The organism is Achromobacter sp. NPDC058515 (assembly GCF_042721735.1).
Classification (GTDB): domain Bacteria; phylum Pseudomonadota; class Gammaproteobacteria; order Burkholderiales; family Burkholderiaceae_B; genus Achromobacter.
Window position 1 is genome coordinate 26,308 of the sequence record NZ_JBHXNI010000017.1, and the last position, 26,402, is coordinate 52,709.

At 65.4% G+C, this 26,402-nt stretch carries 28 protein-coding genes; 12 read left to right on the top strand and 16 right to left on the bottom strand.

The window, feature by feature from the left end; all coding sequences use genetic code 11:
* Positions 1-60 precede the first annotated feature (60 nt).
* Both ACFWP0_RS24465 and ACFWP0_RS24470 read left to right on the top strand, forming a co-directional pair.
* A complete protein-coding gene (locus ACFWP0_RS24465; RefSeq protein ID WP_377846518.1) occupies positions 61-1,026 on the top strand; it encodes a tripartite tricarboxylate transporter substrate binding protein in 966 nt (321 codons plus the stop codon).
* A 29-nt stretch (positions 1,027-1,055) separates the two neighbouring features.
* Complete coding sequence (locus ACFWP0_RS24470) at positions 1,056-2,009, top strand: 2-hydroxyacid dehydrogenase (RefSeq protein WP_377846519.1); 954 nt, start codon at positions 1,056-1,058, stop codon at positions 2,007-2,009.
* 134 nt (positions 2,010-2,143) lie between these two features.
* Here the strand turns inward: ACFWP0_RS24470 and ACFWP0_RS24475 are convergent, their stop codons facing one another.
* A complete protein-coding gene (locus tag ACFWP0_RS24475) occupies positions 2,144-3,121 on the bottom strand; it encodes an alpha/beta fold hydrolase (RefSeq protein WP_377846521.1) in 978 nt (325 codons plus the stop codon).
* A 72-nt stretch (positions 3,122-3,193) separates the two neighbouring features.
* Here ACFWP0_RS24475 and ACFWP0_RS24480 point away from each other — a divergent pair, with 72 nt between their 5' ends.
* Positions 3,194-3,610 (top strand): RrF2 family transcriptional regulator, encoded by a 417-nt coding sequence (locus ACFWP0_RS24480; protein WP_377846523.1) that lies wholly within the window; start codon positions 3,194-3,196, stop codon positions 3,608-3,610.
* Between the two features lie 72 nt (positions 3,611-3,682).
* On the opposite strand, the gene ACFWP0_RS24485 is transcribed toward ACFWP0_RS24480, so the two are convergent.
* The gene (locus ACFWP0_RS24485; RefSeq protein WP_377846525.1) at positions 3,683-3,934 is read right to left on the bottom strand and encodes a hypothetical protein; all 252 of its coding nucleotides are present in this window, start codon (positions 3,932-3,934) and stop codon (positions 3,683-3,685) included.
* Positions 3,935-4,159: 225 nt separating this feature from the next.
* Between ACFWP0_RS24485 and ACFWP0_RS24490 the strand changes: the two genes are divergently transcribed.
* Complete coding sequence (locus ACFWP0_RS24490; RefSeq protein WP_377846527.1) at positions 4,160-4,660, top strand: hypothetical protein; 501 nt, start codon at positions 4,160-4,162, stop codon at positions 4,658-4,660.
* 36 nt (positions 4,661-4,696) lie between these two features.
* Here ACFWP0_RS24490 and ACFWP0_RS24495 read toward each other — a convergent pair whose 3' ends face one another.
* Positions 4,697-5,590, bottom strand: a complete 894-nt coding sequence (locus ACFWP0_RS24495) for a LysR substrate-binding domain-containing protein (RefSeq protein ID WP_377846529.1) — start codon at positions 5,588-5,590, stop codon at positions 4,697-4,699.
* 107 nt (positions 5,591-5,697) lie between these two features.
* Between ACFWP0_RS24495 and ACFWP0_RS24500 the strand changes: the two genes are divergently transcribed.
* Positions 5,698-6,603, top strand: a complete 906-nt coding sequence (locus ACFWP0_RS24500; RefSeq protein ID WP_377846531.1) for an NmrA/HSCARG family protein — start codon at positions 5,698-5,700, stop codon at positions 6,601-6,603.
* Positions 6,596-6,856, top strand: coding sequence for a DUF2798 domain-containing protein (locus tag ACFWP0_RS24505; protein ID WP_377846533.1), 261 nt, complete (start codon positions 6,596-6,598; stop codon positions 6,854-6,856). Before ACFWP0_RS24500 ends, ACFWP0_RS24505 begins: the two co-directional genes overlap by 8 nt.
* A gap of 67 nt (positions 6,857-6,923) precedes the next feature.
* On the opposite strand, the gene ACFWP0_RS24510 is transcribed toward ACFWP0_RS24505, so the two are convergent.
* The 3 genes from ACFWP0_RS24510 to ACFWP0_RS24520 all read right to left on the bottom strand — a co-directional run bounded on the left by ACFWP0_RS24510 (position 6,924) and on the right by ACFWP0_RS24520 (position 8,671).
* Positions 6,924-7,475: a TetR/AcrR family transcriptional regulator gene (locus ACFWP0_RS24510; RefSeq protein WP_377846535.1), complete on the bottom strand. Its 552-nt coding sequence runs from the start codon at positions 7,473-7,475 to the stop codon at positions 6,924-6,926.
* A 74-nt stretch (positions 7,476-7,549) separates the two neighbouring features.
* Entirely contained in the window at positions 7,550-7,867 is a 318-nt protein-coding gene (locus tag ACFWP0_RS24515; protein WP_377846537.1) for a DMT family transporter, read from the bottom strand.
* 66 nt (positions 7,868-7,933) lie between these two features.
* Positions 7,934-8,671 (bottom strand): 3-oxoacyl-ACP reductase family protein, encoded by a 738-nt coding sequence (locus ACFWP0_RS24520; protein ID WP_377846539.1) that lies wholly within the window; start codon positions 8,669-8,671, stop codon positions 7,934-7,936.
* A gap of 172 nt (positions 8,672-8,843) precedes the next feature.
* Between ACFWP0_RS24520 and ACFWP0_RS24525 the strand changes: the two genes are divergently transcribed.
* The gene (locus ACFWP0_RS24525; protein ID WP_377846541.1) at positions 8,844-9,173 is read left to right on the top strand and encodes a transcription initiation protein; all 330 of its coding nucleotides are present in this window, start codon (positions 8,844-8,846) and stop codon (positions 9,171-9,173) included.
* 49 nt (positions 9,174-9,222) lie between these two features.
* On the opposite strand, the gene ACFWP0_RS24530 is transcribed toward ACFWP0_RS24525, so the two are convergent.
* From ACFWP0_RS24530 to ACFWP0_RS24565, 8 genes are all read right to left on the bottom strand, one after another.
* A complete protein-coding gene (locus ACFWP0_RS24530; protein WP_377846543.1) occupies positions 9,223-10,620 on the bottom strand; it encodes a DUF3526 domain-containing protein in 1,398 nt (465 codons plus the stop codon).
* On the bottom strand, positions 10,617-12,032 hold the full coding sequence (locus tag ACFWP0_RS24535) for a DUF3526 domain-containing protein (RefSeq protein ID WP_377846544.1): 1,416 nt from the start codon (positions 12,030-12,032) through the stop codon (positions 10,617-10,619). Before ACFWP0_RS24535 ends, ACFWP0_RS24530 begins: the two co-directional genes overlap by 4 nt.
* Positions 12,029-12,751 (bottom strand): ABC transporter ATP-binding protein, encoded by a 723-nt coding sequence (locus ACFWP0_RS24540; RefSeq protein WP_377846546.1) that lies wholly within the window; start codon positions 12,749-12,751, stop codon positions 12,029-12,031. Before ACFWP0_RS24540 ends, ACFWP0_RS24535 begins: the two co-directional genes overlap by 4 nt.
* Positions 12,752-12,767: 16 nt before the next feature.
* Entirely contained in the window at positions 12,768-14,912 is a 2,145-nt protein-coding gene (locus tag ACFWP0_RS24545; RefSeq protein WP_377846548.1) for a TonB-dependent receptor, read from the bottom strand.
* Between the two features lie 207 nt (positions 14,913-15,119).
* Positions 15,120-15,593 (bottom strand): DUF2269 family protein, encoded by a 474-nt coding sequence (locus ACFWP0_RS24550; RefSeq protein ID WP_377846550.1) that lies wholly within the window; start codon positions 15,591-15,593, stop codon positions 15,120-15,122.
* Positions 15,590-16,846, bottom strand: coding sequence for an SDR family oxidoreductase (locus ACFWP0_RS24555; RefSeq protein WP_377846552.1), 1,257 nt, complete (start codon positions 16,844-16,846; stop codon positions 15,590-15,592). The genes ACFWP0_RS24550 and ACFWP0_RS24555 overlap by 4 nt, the downstream gene beginning before the upstream one ends.
* Positions 16,847-16,968: 122 nt before the next feature.
* Complete coding sequence (locus tag ACFWP0_RS24560) at positions 16,969-17,499, bottom strand: GbsR/MarR family transcriptional regulator (protein ID WP_377846553.1); 531 nt, start codon at positions 17,497-17,499, stop codon at positions 16,969-16,971.
* Positions 17,500-17,630: 131 nt separating this feature from the next.
* Positions 17,631-18,182, bottom strand: a complete 552-nt coding sequence (locus tag ACFWP0_RS24565; protein ID WP_377846555.1) for a Dps family protein — start codon at positions 18,180-18,182, stop codon at positions 17,631-17,633.
* A gap of 160 nt (positions 18,183-18,342) precedes the next feature.
* On the opposite strand from ACFWP0_RS24565, the gene ACFWP0_RS24570 reads away from it, so the two are divergent.
* On the top strand, positions 18,343-19,539 hold the full coding sequence (locus ACFWP0_RS24570; protein WP_377846557.1) for an MFS transporter: 1,197 nt from the start codon (positions 18,343-18,345) through the stop codon (positions 19,537-19,539).
* 257 nt (positions 19,540-19,796) lie between these two features.
* Here ACFWP0_RS24570 and ACFWP0_RS24575 read toward each other — a convergent pair whose 3' ends face one another.
* Positions 19,797-20,009, bottom strand: coding sequence for a YbdD/YjiX family protein (locus tag ACFWP0_RS24575; protein ID WP_377846559.1), 213 nt, complete (start codon positions 20,007-20,009; stop codon positions 19,797-19,799).
* A gap of 21 nt (positions 20,010-20,030) precedes the next feature.
* Positions 20,031-22,112 carry a carbon starvation CstA family protein gene (locus ACFWP0_RS24580; protein ID WP_377846560.1) on the bottom strand — a complete coding sequence of 694 codons (2,082 nt, stop codon included), beginning with the start codon at positions 22,110-22,112 and terminating at the stop codon, positions 20,031-20,033.
* A gap of 313 nt (positions 22,113-22,425) precedes the next feature.
* Between ACFWP0_RS24580 and ACFWP0_RS24585 the strand changes: the two genes are divergently transcribed.
* The 4 genes from ACFWP0_RS24585 (at position 22,426) to tauA (ending at position 26,382) form a co-directional block, all read left to right on the top strand.
* Positions 22,426-23,847: a cache domain-containing protein gene (locus ACFWP0_RS24585; RefSeq protein ID WP_377846562.1), complete on the top strand. Its 1,422-nt coding sequence runs from the start codon at positions 22,426-22,428 to the stop codon at positions 23,845-23,847.
* Positions 23,844-24,500 carry a response regulator gene (locus ACFWP0_RS24590; protein WP_377846564.1) on the top strand — a complete coding sequence of 219 codons (657 nt, stop codon included), beginning with the start codon at positions 23,844-23,846 and terminating at the stop codon, positions 24,498-24,500. The genes ACFWP0_RS24585 and ACFWP0_RS24590 overlap by 4 nt, the downstream gene beginning before the upstream one ends.
* A gap of 96 nt (positions 24,501-24,596) precedes the next feature.
* Positions 24,597-25,142, top strand: coding sequence for a GTP cyclohydrolase I FolE (folE, locus tag ACFWP0_RS24595; RefSeq protein ID WP_377846566.1), 546 nt, complete (start codon positions 24,597-24,599; stop codon positions 25,140-25,142).
* Between the two features lie 214 nt (positions 25,143-25,356).
* Positions 25,357-26,382: a taurine ABC transporter substrate-binding protein gene (tauA, locus tag ACFWP0_RS24600; protein ID WP_377846568.1), complete on the top strand. Its 1,026-nt coding sequence runs from the start codon at positions 25,357-25,359 to the stop codon at positions 26,380-26,382.
* Positions 26,383-26,402 lie beyond the last annotated feature (20 nt).

The following is a 26,402-nucleotide window of genomic DNA, read 5'->3' on the forward strand; positions in this document are numbered from 1 at the left end:
TTAGGCGCTGCGCGGATCCTTGTTGTGCCGGACCGACGCGCGCCAGCAAGGAGACAAATCATGGTGAAGACCATTGCCGCCGCGTTGGCCGGCCTGCTGTGCATGTCGGCCACGGCGTTGGCCCGGGCCGAGAACTGGCCGTCGCGTCCGATCACCCTGGTGGTGCCACTGGCGCCCGGCGGCAGTACCGACGCCACTGCCCGGTTGATCGCCCAGAAACTGCCCAAGGAGCTGGGCCAGCCCGTCGTGGTTGAGAACCGTGCCGGAGCAGGCGGCAACATCGGAGCGGCCTTCGTCGCCAAGGCCGCCCCCGACGGCTATACCTTTCTGATGCACACCACCACCTTGGTCACCAACGTGACGCTGTACAAGAACATGCCGCTGGATGTGCAGAAGGACCTGACGCCGGTGTCGCGGGTGTCGTTGATCCCGAACGTCCTGATGGTGAATACGGACTTTCCCGCCAAGACGCTTGCCGAATTCATCGCTTACGTGAAGGCGCGCAAGGGTGTCGTCAACTACGGCTCCGCCGGCAACGGCACGTCGCAACACCTGTCGGGGTCGCTGCTCGGCCAAATGGCCGGCGCCAACATGACGCACGTGCCGTACAAGGGCGGAGCGCCCGCCAATACGGATCTGCTTGCCGGGCAGATCCAGGCCGTCTTCTCTCCCATGGTGGAGATCCTGCCGTTCATCGACAGCGGCAAGCTGCGCCCGCTGGCGGTGACCACGGCCCAACGCTCGCCGCGCCTGCCCGATGTGCCCGCGGTGGCCGAGGCCTTGCCCGGCTACGAGGTTGTGCTGTGGAATGGCGTGTGGGCGCCCGCCGGCACCCCGCCCGCGATCGTCCAGCGGATGAACCACGCCATCAACGCTGTGCTGAACGACCCCGACGTGCGGAAAATCCTGAACGATCAAGGTTCGGCGCCGGCCGGCGATACGCCCGAAGACTTCCGCAAGCTGGTCAATACGGAAATCAAGAAATGGGGCGACCTGGTGAAATCATCGGGCGCGCGAATCGAATGAATCGACAAACAGAAAAGAGGATGGGAGACATGAAGCCTGTACTGCTGGTCCTGGTGTTCTTGTCCGAGGAACACCGCGCCTTGGTGAGCGAACGATTCGACATGATCTATGCGCCGAACGAACAGCTGGGCAAGGACCGCGCCAATGGCGAAGCGCAGATTGCCGCGCGGGGACGAGACATCAAGGTGGTCCTGACCAACGGCACCAATGGCCTGACCTCCAGCGAAATCGATCGCCTGCCCGCATTGGAGCTGATCTGTACCGTGGGCGTGGGCTACGAGAACGTCGCCGTCGAACACGCCAAGGCCCGCGGAATCGCCGTCGCCAACGCGGCGGGCACGAACGACGACTGCGTGGCCGACCATACGATGATGCTGCTGCTGGCGGCCATCCGGCGCCTGCCCTTCCTGAACGACGGCGTCCGGCATGGCATGTGGCGCGACGACATCCCCCGCCCACCGCACGTATCCTCACGCCGGCTGGGCATTCTTGGCATGGGCGCGATCGGCAAGAAAGTTGCGCGCCGCGCGGCCGGATTCAACATGGAAATCGGCTACCACAACCGTCGCCGGCGCGATGATGTCGACTTTCAATACTTCGACGATCTGAAGCGCCTAGCCCAGTGGTGCGATTTTCTCGTGGTCGCCGCGCCCGGCGGCAAGGAGACTTATCACATTGTGAACGAGACGATCATCGACGCCATCGGCCCGTCGGGCGTGCTGGTCAACATCGCGCGAGGAACCTTGGTGGATACCGATGCGCTTGGCCGCGCACTGCGCGAAGGACGGCTGATGGCTGCCGCCTTGGACGTCTACGAGAACGAACCGACCCCGCCAGCGCCGCTGCTGGATCTATCCAACGCCATCCTGACCCCGCACATCGCTGGCATATCCCCGCACGCAATCGATATGTCGGTGCGGAAATTTCTGGAGAATGCCGAACTGTTCTACGCTGGCCGGCCCTTGGCTACACCAGTGAGTTGAGGGGTTCATCGCTTGAAGGATGGAGACACGCCCCCCTCCGATGGGCAAGTCCGCATCGATCCAGCGCCGGCCCTTCCGGCCGCGCTCCCGGCAACCCACGCCGCCTTGGTCAAGCGATTATCCTGTTGAAGCCCTTAAATGCCCCGCAGGAAATCGATAAGCGCCTTGTTGACCTCCCCGGGCGCCTCCTGCTGCAGCCAATGCCCCGCTCCAGGAATTACCGCGGCGGCGCGCAATCGGGGAACGATGTCCGGCATGGCGTTGATGATTTGGTCCATGCCGGGGATCGCCAGGCCGGTATCCCGCTCTCCGACCAGGTAGAGGGCGGGAACGTCCACATTCTTGCTATCCAAGGCCGCCTGTAGCGCCCAGTTGCGGTCCAGGTTCCTGTAATAGTTAAGCCCGCCGCGAAAGCCGCTGGATCGATAGCTTTGGACGAAAATATCCAGATCCGAAGGGGTGAGCCAGGCCGGCAATGTCTCGGGGATAGGCAGCGAGTCGAGCAGGCCCCGCCCGTTGGCCACCATGCCAAAGGGATTGGGCGTGCTCGGGTCGTTGCGCGGTCCGGCCTCACCCGATGCGGCGAAGTAGATCGCGCGCAGCGTCGCGTTGACGTCGCGCTCGAACTCCCGTTCAGCAACCCCCGGCTCATTGAAGTAGTGCGTGTAAAAGGCCGCGGATTCGGTCTTCGGGAACAAGCGGCTAGGCATGACCGGCGCTCTGCGCATCATTGGAACGCCCAGTGCCGCCACGGCGCGAAAGCGGTCGGGCCGCAACTGCGCCGCCTGCCATGCGATGTTGGCCCCCCAATCCCCTCCCACGATCACCGCGTCGTCAGCCCCCTCGCTCTCGACCAAGGCCACAAGGTCGCCGATCACGTCCATCGTCGTGAAGGCCGCGGCATCCGCCGGACTGTCGCTGGCGCCGTATCCCCGCAAGTCCGGCGCCACGGCGCGGAACCCCGCCTGGGCAAGGGCTGGGAGCTGGTGGCGCCAGGCATGGGAGGTCTCGGGGAAACCGTGGCACAGCAAGACCAAAGGACCTTCGCCCAGTGCGGCGACATGCAGCCTAATGCCGTTGACGTTCACATCGCGTGCTTCGGGACGAATCATGATGGTTGCTCACAGCAAATATCCGGAGCCTTTATAATACCGTAACAGACACAGTTACGATATAAAGTTTCCATGAGCCATGACACTCGCCTTGCCCGGTTGCTGCACGTGCTGGTGCACATGCATTTGCGTGGCGGCACGACCTCCTCTGGAACGCTCGCCCAGATGCTGCATACCAATGAGGTCGTAGTGCGCCGAACCATGGCGGCGCTACGCACCGCCGGCATGGTCACATCCACAGGCGGGCGCAATGGTGGCTGGGCGTTGGCCAGAGGGCTGGACACCATCACCGCGCGGGATGTTTATGAAGCAATCGCCCCGGGAGCAGTGTTCGCTATCGGGCCGGCTCACGACAATCCTGCTTGCCCGGTCGAACGCGCCGCGAATCAAATCGTCGCTGATTCCCTGCGCGAAGGCGAGAAAGCGCTGCTGCAGCGCCTGGGCGCGACACTGCTTTCCGATTTTGCCGCGCAGATTGTTGCGCGCTAGCGGCGCGGCTTGCTGATGACCTTGCGCGCGGGGCCGGCAGCAAACACCGTCTGCTTCCGAGCCGGGCCGGGGTCAGTTGCTGTTGATCCAGTCCTTCGTATCCTGGATGAACCAGGGAAGATTCAACCTTTCCCCTTCGCCGGACTGTATGGTCAAACGCTGACCCGAGGAACCCGTGGCGCTGTTCCCCCCCTGCGCCGCGGGAGATGGCCGGCTCCGGTAGTCCAGATCGGTTTGCCGGGGCGGATTGTCCGCGCAGGCGGCAATCGACGCGCACGCGACCGCGGCAAGGACTGGCCGCAGTGCTAAATAAAGGGTCTTCATGATGTTCTGGTTCCCGCTGGCGGCACAGGCCGAAGTGCCGGGCAATCAAGGCCTCTACGCCGTACCTTACTCGCAATACGAAGCGTCCGCAGCCGCCGCCCGCGGGAAACCGGCGCCTGGTGCGGCGCCCTGCGGGCACGGGCATACTTGCGGGCGTTAAGCTACAGTGCCGATGGTCTAGCGAAGTTTTGTCTGCGCGCAAACGAATCCAGGAGAAGCACAGCAGTGAATGACACCACCCTACCTGATACCGGTATATCCGAAGACCGCAAGGAACAGGAGCCCAGGCTTTGGCGCGATGACGGCTGGACCGCCCGGATCATCAAGAACGAGGACGACGACGGCTGGGCCGTCGAGATGACCATGGACGGCCAAGCCGAGCCGGCCCTGGTGGGCCCCTGGACCATGGGCCGCGACAAGAAGAACCCCAAGCCGCTCGACTCCCCCGCTTTCTTCACCCTGGTCAAGACCGCCAACGAAGTCCTGCGCCGTCACGAACAGCAATTGCATGCGACGCTGCACAAGAGCGTCAAGATCGATGCCGACGCCGGCCGCCTGACCATCAAGTTGGACATCGTTCCCGATGAAGACGAGCCGTATGCCGTGCTGAGCGCCTACGATGAATTTGGCGAGCAACTGGCCCAAGTCCACGTTGCACCGACGTACAAGCTGAGCGTACAGCGTGCATCGGAGTGGGCCTCCCGCGGCTTCGGAAAGCACGGCTGACACGCCCGAAGCGGGCCCAAGGCCCGCGCCGGGGAGCTAGAGGAGATCAAGCTTCAGCCGTGTCGCCAGATAATCGACGAAAGCGCGCACCTTGGCGGGCGGGAGCCTGTTCTCCTGCCAGAGTGCGTGAATAGGCACCGGCCTGGACTCGAAATCCTCAAGTATGGTTTCCACCTGCCCCGTATCCAACAGGTGCCTGATCTGCCATAGCGGCGAGTAGCCGATACCCAGGCCGGCGCTTACGGCGCTATAGATCGCCGCCATCGTATTGGTCCGGAACGCGCCGCGAACCCCGACCGTGCGCCGCTTGCCGGCAATCTGAAAGGCCCATAGCCCCGGACGCTGGTCGACGGTCCTGACGATGCAGGCGTGCTGGCGCAATTCCGAAGGATGCGCGGGCCGGCCATGCTGTTCGAAATAGGAGCGCGCGCCAAATACGACCCTGCGCAACTCCCCCAGCCGTCTGCCTTGCAAGCCGGAATCGGGCAGGTCGGCGATACGCACGACCAGGTCGAGGCCTTCGCCGGAAAGGTCGACAAACGAATCCGTCAGTTGCAGATCGACCTCGACCTGTGGATACGCCCTCATGTATTCCGCGATGATCGGAACCAGGAAGTCGGGGCCGAACAGAATCGGGGCGCCCACGCGCAATGTGCCTGACGGCTCCGTCCGGCGATCGGCGACCTCCAGCCGGGCCTCGCCTATTTCCGCCATCGCCGGCTTGACCCGTCGAAAGAAGGTCTCGCCGGCTTCGCTGAGCGCGGAATGCCGCGTGCTGCGGTGGACAAGCTGAACGCCGACATCCTCTTCAAGCGTTGCGAGGGAACGGCTGACGGCCTGCAGCGAGCGATTGAGGCGACGAGCCGCCTTCGTCAGGCTTCCCGCTTCAGCAATATGAATGAATGCTTCAAGGTCTTCGAGGCGACTCATGCTTATCTCGCAAATCGTGATTTAGATTCAAACTTTACAAGCATTGTTTCACTAAACGCGAGAATTTACACTGCTCTCATTCGTTCACCCATAGCAAGGAGTCGCCAGTGGGACGCACTCAACCCATCGTTTTGGTCGTAGGAGCCACGGGCAAGTTCGCAGGCCTGGTGGTTCCTGAATTGCAGCGGCGCAAGGTTGCGGTCCGGGCGCTTGTGCGCGACGAGGCACGCGCTGCCGTCGCTCGCTCCCTGGGCGCTACAGAGGTCGCCATCGGGGACCTGCGCAACATCGACAGTCTTGCCGAGGCAACGCGGGGCGCGGACGGCGTCTTTCATATCGGCCCCGCGTTCGCTTCCGACGAAGCGGCAATGGGTGTCGCCCTGGTCGAAGCGGCGAAGCAAAGCGGTGTGAGGAAATTTGTCTTTTCATCGGTCATCCAGCCGACAAATACCCGTCTGGCGAATCACGCCAGCAAGATACCGGTAGAGGACGCCCTTTACTCGTCACGACTGGAATATACGATCCTGCACCCTGCAAACTTCATGCAGAACATCGGTTTGGCCTGGCCGTCAATCCGTGACCATTCCTGCTTCGGCGAACCCTTTCCCAAGGATACAAGAGTCGCTCGTGTGGACTATCGGGATGTTGCGCAGGTTGCTGCAATCGCGTTGACGCAAGACAGGCTGGCCTTCGCTACGTTGGAGCTGTGTGCCGGCATGTACAGCCGCATGGACATCGTGGCGGCCTTGTCGGAAGAGCTGGGATCTCCGATCGCGGCCCTGCAGCCTGGTTTCAGCGAATGGGCAGCGAACGCGCGCCTCCCTTATAGCGACCACCAGCTGCTTCTGCTGTCAAAAGTCCTCGACCACTATCGGGCCTATGGGCTGGGGGGAAATAGCCTGGCGCTGAGGGCTGCGCTCGGACGGGAACCGCGCTCGCTGCGCGAATACATCAAAGATCTGATAGCCGAAAAAAAACCGGCTCACATCCGCAAGGAATACCAAGATGCCTAAAAACCCGCCAGGATCGATCTTGAGAAAGCTCCCGCAGGGCTATACCCGCTTCTTGATGCCGCTGGTTCTTTCAATTTTCATGTCGGCCATCGTTTCGGCGGTAGCGACCGCCACGAGTGTCGGCTTGGGTCCCGACTTTGTCGCCAGTTGGCCGAACGCCTGGGGGGCCTCCTGGATCGTGGCGTTTCCAAGTCTCCTACTCTTGCTGCCCGTCGTGCGCCGGATTGTCGCTTGGATGGTTGTCCAGCCGTAGCCCTGCCCTTCCTGTGTGGCGGCGTGGGCTGAACAGCACGTGCCCGCGTCCGCTGCGCCGCCAGGCGTTAAGCGGCCGGCCAGGCGAGCATGGCCGCATCGATGATCATGTTGAGCTTCTCCGTGGACGCGCCGTCGCGGGCCTGGATGGAGAGCCCTTCGAGAACGGTGGTGTAGAACGCGGCAAGCTGACCGACGTCCGCGGAAGACGGAAGGTCGCCGTCCGCCATGCCTTGCGCAAGGCGATCCCTCAGCATCGTTTCTCCGTCCAATCGGTTGTCGGCAAGGAATGCACGCACGCTCTCGTTCTCGGGAGCGCCAAGCAACGATGACAACACGATCATGCAACCGCGCGGCCCCTCCTCGACGGCATAGGCTCGCGCGTTCGATCGCAGCATGGTTTCGACAGCCTCGCGGGACGTGCTGGCTTCGCTGAGGCTCTGCGACGTGGCCCGCCCCTCGACGCGGTCGTAGAGATCGACGGCCTCCCGAAAAATCTCCTCCTTGCAGCCAAAGGTCGCATAGAGGCTAGGCTTGTTGACTCCCGTGGCGTCGACGAGATCCTGGACGGATGTCCCCTCATAGCCTTGCGCCCAGAAGGTTCGCATGGCTGCAAGCAAGGCCGTGTCTCTATCAAATGCTCTCGGCCGCCCGATAGCGGGGGCAGGAGCTGTTCTTGATTTTCTGCCGGCGCTCACGATTCAATCATCCGCAGACCCACTACACCAATCCCGATCAGCCCCAAGAACAACAGCTTGGCCGATGACATGTGCTCGCCGAGCACCAAGGTTCCGAAAACCGCCACGCCGAAGGCTCCGATACCCACCCAAATCGCATAGGCAGTGCCCACCGGCAGATGCTTCAGGGCCAAACCGAGCAGAACGAGGCTTAGCATGGCAACACTTACCCCGATCAGGCTCGGCCAAAACCTCGTCAATCCGTCTGCCTGCTTAAGCGCCAATGCCCAGACGATTTCAAGCGCGCCGGCCAGAACCAATAGTCCCCAAGCCATCCGAATCCTCACTCATTTTCGACTACGGTTGCGTCAATTTCGACCAACGGCTCCAGCTGGGCCACGCTACGCCGCGAAGCCCCCATCGATGGCGAGCGATGCGCCGGTGATGAATCGGCTCTCCGGCCCCGCGAGATATCCGACAGCGGCTGCGATCTCTTCTGGCTGGGCATAGCGTTTGATCGCCATGAGCTCCAATTCCGCGGAGACCATCGGACCGTCGGCGGGATTCATATCGGTGTCGGTCGATCCCGGATCGACGATGTTGACCGTGATGCCGCGCTGGCCAACCTCGCGCGCGAGCCCCTTGGTGAACCCGATCAGCGCGGATTTGCTCATCGCATAGAGCGTCACCCCCCCATAAGGCACCCGCTGAGCAAAGCAGGAGCCGATGGAGATGATGCGCCCGCCGGAACCCATGTGGGCAAGCGCGGCTTGCGAGGCCACGAAGACCGCCCCTGCGTGGATCGCCAACGTATCGTTGATCTCTTCGAGCGTGGCGTCCTCAATGGGACCTGCAGGGAATACACCGGCGCTGTTGACGAGTATATCCAGGCCGCCCAGTTCCCTGGCGGTCTGCTCCACCGCCGCTCGGACGGCCGCCAGATCGCGGCTATCCGCCTTGATGGCCAGGACCTTGATCCCCGTTGCGCCAAGTTCGTGGGCGAGGTCTTTTGCTGCCTGCTCCGACTTGGCGTAGGTGAAGGCAACATCAGCCCCCTGTTGTGCGAGCCGCCGGACGATGGCGGCGCCGATGCCACGCGTACCCCCTGTGACGAGGGCGGCCTTGCCTTGGAATTCCATGTGGATAGCTCCTTTTATACCGATCGGTTAAAAAAGCGTACGCGAACTGGAATTCCACGTCAAGGACTGTCAAACGAACATAATGGAACAGTTGCCACATCAATCAGGAGCCGCCAGGAAGTCACCAGGGGCTCCTTCGCTCAAGACCGTCTCAACAATCGGAGGCAGACCCATGCCAAAGTTCGTAGCGATAGGATATGGAACCCGAGAGGATTACGATCGAACCGCAGCAGCGGTTCGAGACGCAGCTCATGCGCATGACGCAACATTGCGGAAAGACGGCGTGCTGATGGGCATTGCAGGCGCCCCGGTGCAGGTGCGCAATCCCGATGCGGTTCGGGTTGAAACGAAGAACGAGCCCTTCATGAGATCACCCTTGCCCGTGGCTGGATTTTCCGTCATCGAGGCTGCCGATCTGGCCGAGGCGATAGACATGGTGTCACGAACCCCCTGCGCTGTTGCGCACGGTGTCGTTGAGGTGTGGCCGCTGGAACAGCCGTAGTGGGCCAGGCAAGGCAAGTCCGCTCACCCCTCGGTGGGCGGCCGCAGCGCTAGAACTGTCCGATGCGCCGGCGAGCGGCCCACAGCAGCGCCAACATTACGCCGACCGTCAGCAGCAGCTTGCCCAGCAGCGCCGGCACCGCGCTGGCTGAAAAAGGCGCGACCAACCGGAACCGCGGGATTATTGCGTAATCCCGCGCCGCCAGCCCACGGTAGCTCATCACTCGCGGAACAAAGAAATCGCGCCATGCCTGCTCGTACTGGTCCACGGCGTCCAGGAAGGCCGTATGGTGCGCCGCGCTCACACCGGCCAGATCGTCCGAGACCTGCAAGAGCGCCATGGGCGGCGACAGCCAGGTCCAGCGTTCCAGGAAATTCGCCTGCGCCAGCCGCTGCTGGTCGAAGCGGCGCATCAAGGGACGCAGCCGTGCATCCTGGTAGGCAAACCGCGGCAGGAAAGTCACCGGCCAGGTGTGCCCGCTGGCGACCCGCGGCGCCGATTCGGGGTGGCCGGCATACCAGGCCTTCAGCAGTTCAGGCATGCGCACCTCGGCATCCTGCTGGGCCTGCCGCAACTCCACGATGGATGCCAACCTCGAAGGCAGCGGATGCCGGGCGGCGGCGAACATTTCCAGGCTGGCCGGCACGGCAAAGGTCAGCAGCAACCAGACGGTCAGACCGGCCAACAGCGCCGCGGCGGACGAAATCGGCAACTGCGCAAGCACGCCGCATAACGCCACCCAGAATGCCGCGTAGCCGGCCAGGCACAGCGTCCACCACAGCACGCCCGGCCAGGCAGCCACGCCCGCGTCGATGGCCATGGCCAATCCGCAAGCCAGGGCGGCCGGCAGCCACAACGCCGCCGCGCGCAGGGCCAGCGCGGCATGGAAGGCCTGCCATGGGCGCGCCGCTTGGGCACACAGCACGCGCCAGATGCCGCGCTCGCGATCTTCCTGGAGGACGCCGGCGCACCAGCCGACCGCCACCAGCGGCATCAGCAGCGCCGCCACCGCCGCCGGGTCCAGTGCGCCGTACTGCGTCAGCACAGGGTTGGACAGCGCGTCGCTGCGGCGTCCGTCCGCATGGCGGCTTTCCACGGAGACGGCGATGCGGGTATTCAGCATATGGAACGGCGACAGGCTGAGCGCCAGGCCCGGGCCGGCAGGCAGCTGGGCCCCCCCTGCCATGGAACGCCCCAGCGTGAACGCCTGCATGGCGGCGCGCTTGGGATCGGCGGCGGCATCGCCGCTCGCCGCGTCGCCCTGTGCCTGCTGGATCAGCACGTCGCGCGTCGCGGCTTCGTGGGCGTTGACCTGCCGTTGCTGCCAAGCGCCATGTGCGGCCCATAGCGCGCACAGCGCCAGGGCGGCGCAGTAGGCGATCAATATGGCCATGTTGGCGCGGCTACGGCGAAAGCGCAGCCACTCGGCCCAGATGATCAGCGTCAAGGTTGCCACCGTCGCGCTGCCGCACCCAGCAGGCCGATGGCCGCCACGGCCCAGCCCGCCAGCAGCATCAGGTCGGGCCCGGCGGTCCGCAAGGAGAACCCGAGCGATGGCGGGCTGTACTGGAACGGGCGCACACTTTGCCAGACCGAATCGGCCGCGTACTCGGTTTCATACGAGACTTGTCCGTGCGTATGGGCCATGTCCCATTCGTCGATCGACGCATTGAAGGCCTGCCGGTATTGCTCGGCCGCCTCTTCAAAATGGCGTTGATGGGCCAGCGATGTGCCGGACAGCGCGGCCGACGTTGCCGCCAGGGGGATGGTCGGGCTGAACACGCCGGCCCAGCGCAGCAGGCGCTGTTGCCGCATGTAGCGCGCCCACAATGCATCGAAATGGTGGGCGTGCACCTTGTCCGCATAAGCATCGCGCAGCAGACGCCGCGCGGCGTTCACGCCGATCGGCACCTGGCTCAGGGATGCAACGCCATACCGGCGCAACAGCCCGGCTTCGAAATCGCGCACCTGGGTGGCCAGGTCGGGATCGCCCGGCAGGCCATGCTTATAGTCGTGGGCAATGGCCGCCCAGAACTGGCTGCCGGAAGGCAGCGGAACGCTCCCTTGCGCGATGGCGCTGGCCGCGCGCGGCGCCGCCAGCACGAACACCGCCCACACCACGGCCAGCACGAACAGCGCGCCGCGGCTGCCCGCGCTGAACGCGCCGACCGCCAGGCCGAGTGCAGCGGTGATGAGGTAGTAGAGCAGGTAGACGGCCGCCAATCCGGCGATGCGAGGCAGCAGGCCGGCCGGCGCCAGCTCCCCGATGGCGCCGAGGGCCAGCAAGGCGAACACCGGCAGGAACACCGCCGTCAGGCAGCCCGTAATGGCGAGCAGCTTGCCCGCAAGAAGTGCGCGATTCGAAACGCCCATGCTTTGCAGCATGCGCAGGGTGCCCAGTTCGCGTTCCTGCGTGGCCTGACTGAATGCCAGCGCCATGATCAGCAAGGGAAACAGGCCGGCCAGCAGAAAGGCCGGAGCAATATGGCCGAAGCGGGCGCCAGGCCCGCCGTCGGCCGCCGGATTGAAGCGGGCCATGTTGCGGCGATGCGGTTCCAGCCAGAGGGCCTGCCCCACATACGGTTCAATGCCCGGGTCGAAAGCCGACAAGGGCGCGTGGGGCCGGAACGCGTACATGCCGAAATGCGCGCCGCGGTGGGGATGCTTGATGCCCTGCTTGTCCCACTGCGCGCGGGTCGTTTCCCCGATCTCCGCGCGCTCGGCCTGCTGGCGCTGCTGCTGTCCCAGCGCGGCCGCATACAGCATGGCCCAGACGGCCAGCAGGCCCAGCCCCAATATCAGCACGCGCCGGTCGCGGTAGAGGGCGAGCAGTTCTTTGCGGGCAATGATGGCGATCATGCCGCCTCCCGCGCGTGGGCCAGGTAAGCCGCTTCCAGTTCGGCATGGCTTACCCGATGCGCGTCGAACTCTTCCAGCAAGCGGCCGGCCCGCATGATGCCGATGCGGTCGGCCACCTGGACCGCGTGGAACAAATCGTGCGTGGCCATGAGGATTCCCAGGCCACCGGCCGCCGCGCGCCGCAGTTGCATCGAGAAATCGCCGGTGGCGGCGGGATCCAGGCCCGAAGTGGGCTCGTCCAGCAGCATGGCGACGGCGCCTTTCGCGTAGGCAATGGCCAGGCCGACCTTTTGCCGCATGCCCTTGGAATAGCGCTGCACCCGCACGCCATGCGCGTCGGCCTGCAGGCCGGCTTGCGCCAGCCTCGCCGCCGCATCGTTGGCGGACAGGCGCAGCCCCGCCAGCGCGCAGAAGTAGCGTAGGTTTTCCTCCCCGGTCAGGTACGGATACAGGGCGACATTCTCGGGCAGATAGGACACCCGGCCACGGGCGGCTTCCGGTTGCCGGTCGATGCGCCGGCCGCCAACATAGACCTCGCCGGCGGCGGGGCGCACGAAGCCCAGGAAGACGCTCAGTGTCGTGGTCTTGCCCGCGCCATTGCCGCCGAGCAGCGCATAGATGCAGCCGGCGGGCACCGTCAGGCACAGGCGGTCAATCGCCTGTTTTGCACCGAAGTTCACGGTCAGTTCGTGCGCTTGCAGCGCAGGCGTTGTCGTCATGTCGTCCTCCGCCGCGTCAGAAGAAATAGCGCATGTTCACGCCGACCAGATGCTTGGGTTGCGGCGCGATCCACAGGCCGGCGCTGGTGGCGTAGGCGGCTTCGCTCGCGTAGCGGTGTGGCTGCAGGACCCAGTAGGCCGACATCTGATAGTCCTGGTAGTCGTAGGTAGCGCGGAAGTCGTAGCGGGTAAACGTGGGCATGGTCTTTTCCGCCAGTGGCGACCCGCTGTAGTACGGGATTTCGCGCGTCAGGTAGGCGTCGGCGTTCAGGGTGACGCGGCCGCCGGCCAGCGGCGTGCCGTATTCCACGCCGGCCTTGATGATGTCTTTGGGCACGGACAGCCGCGCCCCGGTGCCCGGCAACGGGTTCTTGATCTCGGCCTCGATGATGCGGCCGTAGTTGGCATACACGCTGAAGCCCGGGCTGAAACGGTAGCGCGCTTCCAGCTCGAAGCCTTTGCGGGTGGTCTCGCCCACCGATGAATACGTGTCGGGCGCCGTCAGCACGATCTCGTCATCGTTTTGGGTGTAGTACACGGCGCCGGCGACGGCCCAGTTCTCGCCCGGCGACGCGGTAAAGCCCAAATCGTATGATCGGACCTTGGACGGCGCGATCGAGGTATTGGCCGCCCCGCCCGGCGCGCCCAGCGGCCCCCGCGTGCCGCTCGGGCTGATCTGCTGCGCCGCTGGCGAACGAAAGCCCTCCGCCACGTTCGCATAGACATCCAGAATGGGCAACGCGCTCCAGACAAAGCCGAGCTTCGGCGTCACGACGGAGTCGCGATACTGGGTCGATGCGGCGGGCAGCTTGCGGTTTTCGATGTCGTAATCGAACGCGTCGTAGCGCAGACCCGCCAGCAGCTTCAGGTTCCGTACCGGTTTGTACTGCCCCTGGGCAAACAGGCCGTACGTGACCAGATCCATGTTCAAGTTGACCAGGTAGTTGTCGGTGGGGCTGCCGTTCACATAGGCCTGACGGATGCCGTCGCCCTTGTCGCGGCGGAAGTCGGCGCCCACGAACAGCGCGGCCTTGTCGCCAAAGACGAAATTGTTGGCGATGCGCCCGCCCGCGAAATAGCGGTCGTCGCTGCCCACGTTGTGCTGGTCCACCGCGGATGCGATGCCGCGCTCGCGGTCCAGTTTCTGGGCGTACAAGGTGGTGTAGAAGCCGGCCTCGCTATTGAGCGGGCTTCGATTGAACACAAGGCCGGTCTGCGTATTCTCGCCAAACCCCGGCGTGCCGTACTGCACGTCGCGGAAATCGGCCGCCCCGGACTTCAGGTCCGAATACAGCAAATACCCCGCGGCGTGATAACGCGCATGGTAGTGGTTGACGCTCAGGCTATAGCGCCCGCCTTCAAAAGGCATGGACAGCTTCCAGAAAAAATTCTGCCGCTCGGTGTCGGCGGCCTTGCGGTAGCTGTCGGTGCGATAGACATCGGCAACGAAGAGGGACTGGATCTCCTTGTACTGGCCCGATTGGACCAGCGTGGCGCGTCGCCCGCCGTAGCTTTCGAAAGTCACGCCGATGCTGGACGGGACCTCGCCCCAGGGGGAACTGATGTCGACCGCGCCGGCGCGATTCTGGTCGCCATACAGGGCCGATATGGGGCCCTTGATCACGGCGATATTGCCGATCATGTCGGGGGTCAGCCATTCCAGATAGGCCGGCCCGTGCCCTGCCCCGGCTTCGCTGGAAGGCAGGTTCTGCGGCACGCCGTCGACGTACACGGCCGTATCCGCGCCATGCGTGCCCTGGGTAGCGAAGCCGCGCATCCTGAAGCCGTTGCCGGTGTCGCCCTGATCGATATTGTTGGCCACCACCCCGGGCACGCGCCGGAACACGTTCGAGATATCACGGCCCACGTTGATGGTTTGCAGCTCGGAGGGCGTGATGACGGTCATGGCCGCGGGCAGCCCGGTGCTGTCCAGTGTCACCCGATCTCTGGCGCCCAGCAATTCGCGCGACACATCGCGGCCGCTGACTTCGATCGGAGCGAGCGTCGTCGCGGGCGACGGCTCATTGGACGAGCCGCCTGAGATCCCGTCGGCGGCGCTTGCTTCGCCGGATGTCAGGCCAGCGGCCATGGCGAAGGCGGCAAAGGCTGGGCGCCAGGAGGAGCTGCAAACAGGAGTGATGCTGGAAGGACGCGTAGGCATGTCTTTCGATTCGTGTGAGCCAGTGAGGCACGCATCGTCCAGGCGCGCAGGGCATGGACGAGCCAAGGGATGTCATAAAAAATGCAATGTTATATCATGACATTTTAGATGGGAAATAAATCCCTTTGCTCGCCCCATGGCCCAAGCCGCCCTCCCCTAACGCCTGCCCTCCCAGCCAGCCCGTAGCCGCGCTGGCTGGAGGATTGTCTACAGCGCCGGCTTGAGCACCATCAGGAAGTACACCGCCACCATGGCCAGGAAGGCCGGATAGCCCAGGCCTGTCCACCACCGCGCAAAGCGCCAGTAGCGCGCCGGCAGCGCGGTCTCGCCCGCGGCGTGGGCGGTGGTCGCCATCCTGGCCATTTCGTATTGCAGCCACACCACCGGCAGCCAGCACGCGCCCGCCAGCAGATACAGCCCGATCGACACGCTGACCCACGGGGTGGTCCATTGCCACCCGGCGGCATGCGCCAGCCACAGCCCCGACAGCGGCTGGAACACGACGGCCGGCGTGGTGAACCACAGGTCGGCCCGGACCACCAGTTTCGAGACGGCGGCAATCGCCGGAATGGAGCCGGTCCGGTTGGCGAAGAACAGGTAGAACGCCGTGCCGAAGCCGGTGCCCACCAGCAGCACCGATGACAGGATGTGCAGGGTCTTGACCGTCAGATACAGGTTCATGGCTTGGGTTCCTCGGTAAGCAGGATGAGTAAAAGCGCGACGACGGCGACGTTTTTCAGGACCGGGCCGAACGGATGCAACAGGAACTCGGGCAAGGCCACGGCGATCACGGCCGTATACCCCAGCACCAGCGCGAGCTGCGCGGCCCACAGGCGTCGGCCGGGCCGCCAGAGCGTGGCGATGCCCAGCGCGAAATCCAGCCCGGCGGCCAGGTACAAAGCCGCCCAGGCTGAGGCCCCCTTCAGGCCGACCGGTTCAAGCAGCGCCAGGCTGCCGGCCGCGGGATAGAGAAAAGCGCTGCACACGGCCGTCCACAGCCAGATCAGCGCCAGCGCGCCGCGCGCCAGGCCCGGCCGCCAGGCCGCCAGCGCCTGGTGGCGCAGCGCCAGCGCGTCGGCGGGCCCGATGAAGGATTCGATGCCGGCGGGCGGACGCCCCAGCGCCCGGGTCGTCGTCGCCGCATCGGCCGTATTGCCGGCGCGCAGCATGCGCCAGGTGTCGCGCGTCAACAGAGACCCCGGCAACCGGTTCAGCAACGCCGCGCCGGCCGACACCAGCCATGCCGGCACCGGCGCCCGCCACGCCGGCGCAAATCCCATCGACTCCCGGTAGACCGCCAGCATCTGGCGAAACTCGACCTCCGTGCCGCCGGCCAGGTCCAGCATGGCCGGGGCGTCAGAATCGCCGCGCAGCAGCCGCACGACGATCTCGGCCAACTCGTCCACCAGCATCGGACGCAGCAACTGACGCCCGCCGCCCGGCAGCAGATGTATCGGCGCCGTCGCCAGGGCGCGAAAGAACCGGGCCGACGCGCCCTGCGCGCCATAGACCAGCGCCGGCCGCAGGATATGGTGTGCAACGGGCAGCGACCGCAGGTGATCGTCGGCCGCGCGCTTGCTCTGGAAATAGGACGTATCGCCGTCCTCGGCGCCCAGCGCCGACAATTGCACGATGCGCCGAACCCCCGCGCGGTGGGCGGCGTCGAACAAGGCGATCGGCGCGCGCCGGTGGATCTGGTCGAAGGCCGCGCCGGCCCCTTCGGCCAGGATGCCAACGGCGTTGATCACCACATGGATGCCGCGCAGCCGGTCCGTCCACGCTGCCGGATCGGTGTCCGTCATGTAATCAATGGCGATCTCGTCAGGCCTGGCAGCCGCCCGCACGCCTTTCAACACCCGATGGCCATCGCGCGCCAGGGCCTCGCACAGGGCCCGGCCGACAAAACCGTGGGCGCCGCAGACCAGGATGTTCATGCCGTTGCCTCGATAGGTAAGCCGCTCATGAGGGTTCTCCGGTTCTTTTATTTCTGCAATTTCTGTACAGACAGAAACTAATGATCAAAAAAAAGGCGCGGCTTTCGGCCCGCCCTCGGGAATCAAGGCTTGGTGCGCCGCATGGTCTTGCTGAGCTTCGCGCCCATGCCCAGCGTCTTCATCAGCGTCTCGGGCTTCATGCGCAGCATCTCGTCGGACCAGGTGGTCAGGATTTCCAGGAATTCCAACGTCTCGCGCACCCGCTGTTCGGTGGCGCGGCTTTCGTTTTCGATTTCCGGACTGGCCAGGCTGTCGCGCAGCATGGTCAGCGTGGGGTCGATCTCGCGTTGCCGGCGGCCTTCGACGATCAGCTTGAACAGCTCCCAGATATCGGTCGAGGTTTCGAAGTGATCGCGCCGGTCTTCCATGACGTGCACCACCCGGGCCAGGCGCCAGGCCTGCAATTCCTTGAGGCTGTTGCTGACATTCGAGCGCGCGACACCCAGGGTATCGGCGATTTCTTCAGCGGGAACGGGGCGGCCAAGCAGGTAAAGCAGCGCGTGGATCTGGGCGACCGTGCGGTTCACGCCCCAGCGCGAGCCCATTTCGCCCCAGTGCAGGATGAATCGTTCGGCGATCGGAGTCAGTTTCATGGGGCCACTGTAGGAGGTTTCTGTTATTTCTGTCAAGACAGAAATAACAGAAACCTGGACTACCCGCAAAAGATGGAAGGCGATTCCGCTGCGGGGATACCGGTACGCAATGACCGGCATCGTCCATATGCCTAGTGGCCGGTCGAATCGCCCTGGCGGCTGGCCTCGAACAGGAACCAGGTGCGGCGTTCGGTCTCGTCGATCCAGTTCTCGATCAGGCTGGAGCTGGCGATATCGCGGTGTTCGTCCGTCACGTTGTGGGCTTCGCGCAGCGACGCGGCCAGCACCTTGTTGTCCTCGCGCAGCTCGGCCAGCATATCCAGCGGCTGCACGTAGTCGGCGTCGTTGTCGGAAATGCGCTGCGACCGCGAGATATGCCCGATCGACCGCAGCGTCATGCCGCCGATCTTGCGGATGCGTTCCGCGATGGGGTCCGTCATGGCGAACAGCTGGTCGCCCTGCTCGTCGAGCAGCAGGTGGTAATCGCGAAAGTGCGGGCCGCTCACGTGCCAATGGAAATTCTTGGTCTTCAGATACAGCGCGAACACGTCGGCCAGTATCTGGTTCAGCGCCGCGGAGATGTCCCGCGTGGCGGCGGCCGCCAGGTCGGTAGGCGTTGCCAGCGGCGCCTTGCGCCGTTCCTTCAACGTCTTGGTGGTCTTCTCATTCAGTTTCTTGGCCATGAATCGCAGCTCCTGGGAATGAATCGGAAAACGCATGCGCGGCGCGAACGCAATCGGGCCGCGACACCTAGGGTAAATCCGGGCGCGCGCTTTGCCAATGGGCCGCGCCTGCCAAAGGAGTATGCTACGCCGCGTCAAATCAGCCAGGTCCACAATCACCATGCGCGGCAATCCCGACGCCAGGCAAGGCGCCATCGCGTTGCACGGGTTTTACTTCCTGTATTACGGCTTGCAAGGCGTCAGCATCCCCTTCCTGCCTCTGTGGTTCGCCAGCCGCGGCCTGGACCCCGCCTTGATCGGGCTGATCGTCGCCACCTCTTTCCTGCCCAAGATCCTGTCCACCCCGGTCGTCGCCCACGTCGCCGACCAGACCGGCCGCGCCCACGCCCTGATCGCCTGCGCGCTGGCCGCCTCCCTGCTGCTGTTCATCTGCTACCCGTTCAGCCGGACGCCAGCCTGGCTGCTCGCCATCACCCTGCTCCTGAACGCCGTCTTCCCCGCCGTGCTGCCGCTCATGGACCGCATGGCCATCGCCAGCGGCCGCGGCCAGGGCAATTCCTACACCATCATGCGCGCCTGCGGCTCGCTGGGCTTCGCCGCCGTCACCGTCGCGGGCGGCTACCTCATCAAGACCTTCGACACCGACTGGGTCATGTGGCTGTCGATCCTGCTGATCATCGCCTGCCTGGCCTGCGTGCGCCTGCTGCCCCAGGCCGCCCGCCCCGCCGCCGGCGAAGCGCCCGCCGAACGCGTGCGCCTGCCCATGCGCGAAGTCCTGCGCGACCGCCCGCTGCTCATGTGCATCGCCGCCGCTTCGCTGCTCCAGGCCAGCAACGGCTTCCTGTACTCCTACTCCACGCTCTACTGGACCGCCAGCGGCCTGTCCACCGCGCTGATCTCCCTGCTCTGGGTCGTCGGCGTCGGCAGCGAGGTCCTGTTCTTTTTCCTGGCCCCCCGCATCCTCGCCCGCACCGGCGCCCAATGGCTGATCCTGACCTCCGCCATCATGACCGCCATCCGCTGGGCCGGCCTGTCCGCCACCACCGACCCCGCCCTGATCGCCACCCTGCAGCTGCTGCAGTGCTTCACCCTGGCCGGCAACAACGCCGCCATCATGTGGTACATCGCCCGCCACGTCCCGGCCGCCTGCAAAACCTCCGCCATCGCCCTCTACGCCCTGCTCTCCGGCGGCGTCTTCATGTTCGCCAGCATCCAGGCAGGCGGCGCGCTCTACCGCAGCTTCGCCCCCGGCGGCTTCCTGGCGATGGCGCTGTGCGCCGTGGGCGCGATTCCGCTGGTGCTGTATTCGGAAAAGCTGCGAAAGAAAATCGCACAACCAAACCAGCAAATCACGTAAGAAGAAAGCAACATCACAAACGTGATTTATCGGCAACCCAACACCCTCCGCCCCCCACCCAAATGCCATGGACCCGCCGCTGAGGGCGGCAGGTCCATGGCGCCCCCGCAAACTCTTCCTCCCCATCCCGGACCGCCGCCAAAACGCCAAGCACCCCACTCGCCCCAGCGGCGCCCGTACGCCTAAAGCACCCGCTCCGCCCCAAGAAAAACAACCAAAAAAAAGGCCCTGCGACATGCAAGGCCTCTCAAAAAAACTCAGCAGCAACCGATCCGCTTCTTCCCCCCGTAGCGCGCCTCCTGCCGCTCCCGAAAGAAATCCTCATAGCTCATCGGCTCCTGATCAGGATGCGTACGCCGCATGTGCTCCACATACGTCTCGTAATCCGGCACCCCGACCATCAACCGGAGCGTCTGCCCCAGATAACGGCCAGCCGCGCCGGCCACCGAACTCACGTTACTGAACAACATGCAGCGTCTCCCGGAAAACGATCAATCCGCACCCGCCGCCGCCGGCAGCATCTCGTAAGGCGTCTCGCGCGCCGTCGGCTTGTTCTCATCCCGCGCGCGCTGCACCGAACGGAACCCGAACACCACGATGCTCACCACCACGAACATGAAGATCGCGCACAGCCCGGCATTGATGTAGTCGTTCAGCACCACCCGCGACATCTCGCCCAGCGACTTCGCCGGCGCCAGCACCTTGCCCTCGGCGATCGCCGCGTTGTACTTGTCCGCATGCGCCAGGAAGCTCACCCGCGGATCCGCATGGAACAGCTTCTGCCAACCCGCCGTCAGCGTGCACGCCAGCAGCCACACCGTCGGCAGGATCGTCACCCACGCATAGCGGTCGCGCTTCATCTTGAACAGCACCACCGTGCCCAGCGTCAGCGCAATCGCGGCCAGCATCTGGTTGGCGATCCCGAACAGCGGCCACAGGGTATTGATGCCGCCCAGCGGATCCACCACGCCCTGATACAGGAAGTAGCCCCACGCCGCCACGCACAGCCCGGTCGCGATCAGGTTGGCCGGAAGCGAGTCCGTGCGCTTGAGCGACGGCGCGAACGTGCCCAGCAGATCCTGCAGCATGAAGCGGCCCGCGCGCGTGCCCGCGTCCACCGCCGTCAGGATGAACAGCGCCTCGAACAGAATCGCAAAGTGATACCAGAAGGCCATCATGCCCGGCCCGCCCATCACCTGGTGCAGGATGTGCGCCATGCCGACGGCCAGCGTCGGCGCGCCGCCCGCGCGCGAAATGATGGTGCTCTCGCCCACGTCCTTGGCCGTCTGGACCAGGTCAGCCGGGCTGATCACGAAGCCCCAGCTCGACACCACCTGCGCCACCTGCTCCGGCGTCGTGCCGATCACGGCCGCCGGGCTGTTCATGGCGTAATAGATGCCCGGCTCGATCACGCAAGCCGCCACCAGCGCCATGATGGCCACGAACGATTCCATCAGCATGCCGCCGTAGCCGATATAGCGGGCCTGGGTTTCGTTTTCGATCAGCTTGGGCGTCGTGCCCGACGAAATGAGGGCGTGGAAGCCCGACACCGCGCCGCAGGCGATCGTGATGAACAGGAACGGGAACAGATTGCCCGACCACACCGGACCGGTGCCGTCGACGAACTGCGTCAGCGCGGGCATCTTCAGCTCGGGCGCCACCACCACGATGCCGATCGCCAGGCCGACGATCGTGCCGATCTTCAGGAAGGTCGACAGGTAGTCGCGCGGGGCCAGCAGCAGCCACACGGGCAGCACCGACGCAATGAAGCCGTAGATGATCAGGATCCAGGTCAGGCCCTTGCCGTCGAAGTCGAACATCGGGCCGATGACCGGATGCGCGGCCACGTCCTGGCCAAACGTGATGGCGGCCATCAGGCCCACGAAGCCGATGATGGAGACCTCGCCGATCTTGCCCGGGCGGATGTAGCGCAGGTACACGCCCATGAACAGCGCGATGGGAATGGTCGCGGCCACCGTGAAGGTGCCCCACGGCGAATGCGTCAGCGCCTTGACCACGATCAGCGCCAGCACGGCCAGGATGATCACCATGATCATGAAGGCGCCGAACAGCGCGATCACGCCCGGGATCTTGCCCAGCTCGGACTTGACCAGGTCGCCCAGCGAACGGCCGTCGCGGCGCGTCGAGATGAAGAGGATCGTGAAGTCCTGCACCGCGCCGGCGAACACCACGCCGGCCAGGATCCACAGCATGCCCGGCAGATAGCCCATCTGCGCGGCCAGCACCGGACCCACCAGGGGGCCCGCGCCGGCAATCGCGGCGAAGTGGTGGCCGAACAGCACGTGCTTGTTGGTGGGCACGTAGTCCAGGCCGTCGTTGTACTTCCAGGCCGGCGTCATGCGCGTCGGGTCCAGCTGGAAGACCTTGCGCGCGATGAAGCGGCTGTAATAGCGGTATGCGATCAAGTACACGCAGACGGCGGCAATCACCACCCATAGCGCATTGATGGTCTCCCCTCTGGCCAGCGCCACGGTGCCCAGCGCAAACGCGCCCAGTACCGCAACCGCCAGCCAGACCAGGTGCTGACCCAGTCCCTTACTGCTGGTATGCATAAGTGCTCCTCTTGCCTCCCGCCATGCTCTTGGCGTGAAACGCTTTTTTCGTCCCGCGGAAGGCAGACTCATTGTTGTGGGGTGGCGGACGCACGCGTCCGCGCTGCGTCCTGTCGACGCGGGCGTAGTATTTCGGTTTGCCCCAGAGGCAACAAGCGCGGAACTACGCAAGCCGGCTACGTGTTACTACGTTATGCAGCGCAGCAAAATTCCATGGAAATCGTAAAATCCAGCGGAAATTCCGCTATTTCCTTCCGGCGCCTCACCTCTAATGCGCCGCAGCAATTCCGGCCCGCGCCGATACAAATCGTTTATGAAGCTTCGCCTCAAAATCCTGCTGCTCGCGGCGGTCCCCCTGCTGGTGGCCGTCGCCGCCATCACGGTCGCCGTCTACGTGCAGGGCCTGCAGCTCGCCCAGCGCGAAAAGCAGGTCGTGGAAAGCGCCTGGCTGGCCAGCAAGGAAGGCGAGCTGCGCCACTACGTGAACCTGGCCTACAGCGCCATCGCCCCGCTGCAGGCCGCGGGCGACGACGAGGCCACCCGCCAGCGCGCGCTGGACCTGCTGGCGCAGATGGAGTTCGGCCACGACGGCTACTTCTTCGTCTATGACCTGCACGGCAAGAACCTGATGCATCCCCGGCAGCCGGAACTGGTCGGCCAGGACCTCTGGAACCTGCGCGACACCCAGGGCCAGGCCGTCATCCAGAACCTGCTGACGGCCGCCCGGCGCGGCGGCCAGCAGGGCGAGGTGGTGCATTACCTGTGGGAAAAACCGTCCACGCACCAGACCGTCGAGAAGCTCGGCTATGTGGTGGTGCTGGAACGCTGGGGCTGGATGCTGGGCACCGGCATCTACCTGGACGACGTGGAGCAGGCGCTGGTGCGCATCGACGCCGCCGCGCAAGCCAATATCCGCGACATGTTCGCGTGGGTGGCGGGCATTGCCGCGGTCTCCATACTGGGCGTGGCCGCCTGCGGCCTGGCCCTCAATATCAGCGACCACCGCCAGTCCGACGCCAAGCTGCGCCTGATGGCCCAGCAACTGGTGCGCTCGCAGGAAGACGAGCGCGCCCGGCTGTCGCGCGAGCTGCACGACGGCATCAGCCAGGTGCTGGTGTCCATCAAGCTGTCGCTGGAGGCTGCGCGCGAGCGGCTGCGCCAGTCGCAGCCGGCCGACCCGCGCGCGCTGGCGCACATCGACACGCCGCTGGGCGGCGCGCTGGACCGCCTGAACACGGCCGTGGGCGAAGTGCGGCGAATCTCGCACAACCTGCGCCCCACGCTGCTGGACGACCTGGGCTTGCCCGCCGCGCTGGAGCACCTGGGGCGGGAGTTCGCCATCCCCAGCGAAGACGGCGCGCCGCCGCTGGCCGTGCGCCTGCGCACCAGCGGACGGCCGGTGAAGCTGCCCGAGGCCTACGCCACCGCGCTGTTCCGCGTCACCCAGGAAGCCCTGACCAACGTCCTGCGCCACGCCGGCGCCACGCGCGCCGACCTGACGCTGGCCTATTCCGGGCGCGACCTGCGCCTGACCATCGCCGACGACGGCCGCGGCTTCGACTATGTCGAGGTGCAGCAGGACCCGCGCCGCGGCATCGGCCTGCGCAACATGCGCGAACGCATGAGCGCGCTGGCCGGCAGCCTGACCTTCCATTCCACCGCCCAAGGCACGACCTTGCAGGCCTGGCTGCCCCTGCCGGCCGCCGGCGCTCCACCCGCGACTTCCCAAGCATGACCGACAAGCCCGACGCCATCCGACTCCTGCTGATCGACGATCACCCGCTGGTGCGCGACGGGCTGCGCCTGCGCCTGGAAACCGTGCCGCAGCTGCGCGTGGTGGGCGAAGCCGGCAACGCCGCCGCCGCCCTCTCCTTCCTGGCCGCCTGCCTGGCCGAGGACCCGCAGGGCGGCACCCTGCCCCACCTGGCGCTGACCGACCTGAACATGCCCGGAGTGGGCGGGCTGGAGCTGACCGCCCAGCTGCACGAGCGCTATCCCCAGATCGCCGTGCTGGTGCTGTCCATGCACGACAATCCCGAATACATGGTGCAGGCCGTCAAGGCGGGCGCGCGCGGCTATCTGCTGAAGGACGAGCCCGCCCAGGAAATCATCACCGCCATCGACGCCGTCATGGCGGGCCGCAGCTATTTCAGCGCGGCGGCGGCGGTCCGGCTGTCGCAGGCCAGCGCGCTGTCCACGCTGCTTACCCAGCGCGAACGCGACGTGCTGCGCCACATCGCCGGCGGCCACGCCAACAAGCAGATCGCCCAGGCGCTGGGGCTGTCCGTGCGCACGGTCGAAACCCATCGACTGAACATCAAGCGCAAGCTGGGCATCGACGGCCAGGCGGAACTCATCAAGTACGCCGTCGAAAACCGCGGGGTCTGAGGCCGGCGTCCGTCCCCCTCTTGCGCGCTGCGGTAGACTTGCGTCACTAATGCACCACGACACGCCACACGCGCGCGCAGCCCCAGGAGTCCCCCCATGTCATTGGAAAAGCACTACACCGCCATTCTCGAAGCACTAGGGGAAGACCCGTCCCGCGAAGGCCTGGCCGACACGCCGGCGCGCGCGGCCAAGGCCATGCGCCACCTGTGCCGCGGCTACGGGCAGAACCTGGAAGAAATCGTCAACGGCGCGCTCTTCACGTCCGACACGCGCGAGATCGTCCTGGTCAAGAACATCGAGCTGTACTCGCTGTGCGAGCATCACATGCTGCCCTTCATCGGCAAGGCGCACGTGGCCTACCTGCCGGCCGGGCGCGTCCTGGGCCTGTCCAAGGTGGCCCGGATCGTGGAAATGTACGCCCGCCGCCTGCAGATCCAGGAGAACCTCAGCCGCCAGGTGGCCGAAGCCGTCCAGAGCGTCACCGGCGCGGCCGGCGTGGCCGTCGTCATCGAGGCGCAGCACATGTGCATGATGATGCGCGGTGTCGAAAAGCAGAATTCGTCCATGGTCACGTCCGTCATGCTGGGCGAGTTCCACGACAACCCGTCCACCCGGGCAGAATTCCTGAGCCTCATCCGCTAGCGGGATACGCCGCCCTCCTTTTGGCGCATATCGCGGGCCCGCCCGCTGCGACGACGATGCCTGATGGGGCATCGCCGGCGCGGCCGGCGGGCCCGGCCGCTTTTGGCTCCTACTGATCCCGGCATCTGGCCCTAGCGTTCTGGTCCCATCCGGGCAAACTGGACCCAGCAAGCCGGTCGCGCCGGGGCGCGGCCGTCCCCTCTCGGAGATCACCATGAACGCGATATACCGCCTGATCCGCCGCTGCACCCTGGCCGGCCTGGCCGCCGCGCTGTTGGCGGCGCCCGCCTACGCGCAGACCAAACTCGTGGTGGGCTACCAGCTCATCGTCGGGCCGTTCCTGTCCGCCATCGCGGACGGCAGTTTCGACGCCGCCCTGAAAGAGGCCGGATACCAGGTGGACTGGCGCCAGTTCACCTCGGGCGGCGACATCTCCACCGCGCTGGCCTCGGGCAGCGTGCCGGTCGGCGTCCTGGGGTCCACGGGCATCACCTCGGCCGCCACCCGCGGCGTCAACATGCAGCTGTTCTGGATCCTGGACAACATCGGCAAATCCGAGGCGCTGGTGGCGCGCAACGGCTCGGGCATCAACAGCACCGCCGACCTGAAGGGCAAGCGCATCGCCACGCCGTTCGTGTCCACCGCCCACTTCCACCTGCTGGTCGGGCTGGAACAGGTCTGGAAGGTGAATCGCGACGTGCGCATCCTGAACATGCAGCCTCCGCAGATCGTGGCCGCCTGGCAGCGCGGCGACATCGACGCCGCCTATGTCTGGCCGCCCGCGCTGACCGAGATCGCCAAGACGGGCAAGATCATCGCCGACTCCGAACAGATCGGCGCCGCCAGCGTGCCCACCTTCGACGGACTCGTCGTGGACCGCGCCTGGGCAGAAAAGAACCCCAAGTTCATGGCCGCCTTCACCGGCGTGCTGGCCAAGTCCTACGCCGACTACCGCGCCAACAGCGCCAAATGGACGGCGGACTCGCCGCAGGTCAAGGGCATCGTCAAGCTCATCGGCGGCAAGCCCGACGACATTGTCGAGGCGCTCGGCCTGCTGGTGTTCCCGACGGCCCAGGAACAGGCATCGAACGTGTGGCTGGGCGGCGGCAAGGATTCGGGCGCGGCGCGCGCCTTCGCGGCCAGCGCCAAATTCCTGAAGGACCAGAAGCAGATCGACCGGGCGCTGGACGACTACAGCCCCAACGTCACGGACCAGTACGCGAAGGCGGCGGCCAAGTAGCGCCGCCGCAGGGAGCCGGC

Bases quoted from the DNA above. Each gene is read 5' to 3' on its own strand.
- folE (WP_377846566.1), top strand. From the start codon at position 24,597: ATGTCATTGGAAAAGCACTACACCGCCATTCTCGAAGCACTAGGGGAA.
- ACFWP0_RS24485 (WP_377846525.1), bottom strand. From the start codon at position 3,934: ATGAAGACCCTTTATTTAGCACTGCGGCCAGTCCTTGCCGCGGTCGCG.
- ACFWP0_RS24550 (WP_377846550.1), bottom strand. From the start codon at position 15,593: ATGAACCTGTATCTGACGGTCAAGACCCTGCACATCCTGTCATCGGTG.
- ACFWP0_RS24535 (WP_377846544.1), bottom strand. From the start codon at position 12,032: ATGATCGCCATCATTGCCCGCAAAGAACTGCTCGCCCTCTACCGCGAC.
- ACFWP0_RS24505 (WP_377846533.1), top strand. From the start codon at position 6,596: ATGCCTAAAAACCCGCCAGGATCGATCTTGAGAAAGCTCCCGCAGGGC.
- ACFWP0_RS24585 (WP_377846562.1), top strand. From the start codon at position 22,426: ATGAAGCTTCGCCTCAAAATCCTGCTGCTCGCGGCGGTCCCCCTGCTG.
- ACFWP0_RS24525 (WP_377846541.1), top strand. From the start codon at position 8,844: ATGCCAAAGTTCGTAGCGATAGGATATGGAACCCGAGAGGATTACGAT.
- ACFWP0_RS24565 (WP_377846555.1), bottom strand. From the start codon at position 18,182: ATGGCCAAGAAACTGAATGAGAAGACCACCAAGACGTTGAAGGAACGG.
- ACFWP0_RS24545 (WP_377846548.1), bottom strand. From the start codon at position 14,912: ATGCCTACGCGTCCTTCCAGCATCACTCCTGTTTGCAGCTCCTCCTGG.
- ACFWP0_RS24560 (WP_377846553.1), bottom strand. From the start codon at position 17,499: ATGAAACTGACTCCGATCGCCGAACGATTCATCCTGCACTGGGGCGAA.
- ACFWP0_RS24475 (WP_377846521.1), bottom strand. From the start codon at position 3,121: ATGATTCGTCCCGAAGCACGCGATGTGAACGTCAACGGCATTAGGCTG.
- ACFWP0_RS24480 (WP_377846523.1), top strand. From the start codon at position 3,194: ATGAGCCATGACACTCGCCTTGCCCGGTTGCTGCACGTGCTGGTGCAC.
- ACFWP0_RS24555 (WP_377846552.1), bottom strand. From the start codon at position 16,846: ATGAACATCCTGGTCTGCGGCGCCCACGGTTTTGTCGGCCGGGCCCTG.
- ACFWP0_RS24580 (WP_377846560.1), bottom strand. From the start codon at position 22,112: ATGCATACCAGCAGTAAGGGACTGGGTCAGCACCTGGTCTGGCTGGCG.
- ACFWP0_RS24470 (WP_377846519.1), top strand. From the start codon at position 1,056: ATGAAGCCTGTACTGCTGGTCCTGGTGTTCTTGTCCGAGGAACACCGC.
- ACFWP0_RS24520 (WP_377846539.1), bottom strand. From the start codon at position 8,671: ATGGAATTCCAAGGCAAGGCCGCCCTCGTCACAGGGGGTACGCGTGGC.
- ACFWP0_RS24575 (WP_377846559.1), bottom strand. From the start codon at position 20,009: ATGTTGTTCAGTAACGTGAGTTCGGTGGCCGGCGCGGCTGGCCGTTAT.
- ACFWP0_RS24515 (WP_377846537.1), bottom strand. From the start codon at position 7,867: ATGGCTTGGGGACTATTGGTTCTGGCCGGCGCGCTTGAAATCGTCTGG.
- ACFWP0_RS24540 (WP_377846546.1), bottom strand. From the start codon at position 12,751: ATGACGACAACGCCTGCGCTGCAAGCGCACGAACTGACCGTGAACTTC.
- ACFWP0_RS24590 (WP_377846564.1), top strand. From the start codon at position 23,844: ATGACCGACAAGCCCGACGCCATCCGACTCCTGCTGATCGACGATCAC.
- ACFWP0_RS24465 (WP_377846518.1), top strand. From the start codon at position 61: ATGGTGAAGACCATTGCCGCCGCGTTGGCCGGCCTGCTGTGCATGTCG.
- ACFWP0_RS24495 (WP_377846529.1), bottom strand. From the start codon at position 5,590: ATGAGTCGCCTCGAAGACCTTGAAGCATTCATTCATATTGCTGAAGCG.
- ACFWP0_RS24570 (WP_377846557.1), top strand. From the start codon at position 18,343: ATGCGCGGCAATCCCGACGCCAGGCAAGGCGCCATCGCGTTGCACGGG.
- tauA (WP_377846568.1), top strand. From the start codon at position 25,357: ATGAACGCGATATACCGCCTGATCCGCCGCTGCACCCTGGCCGGCCTG.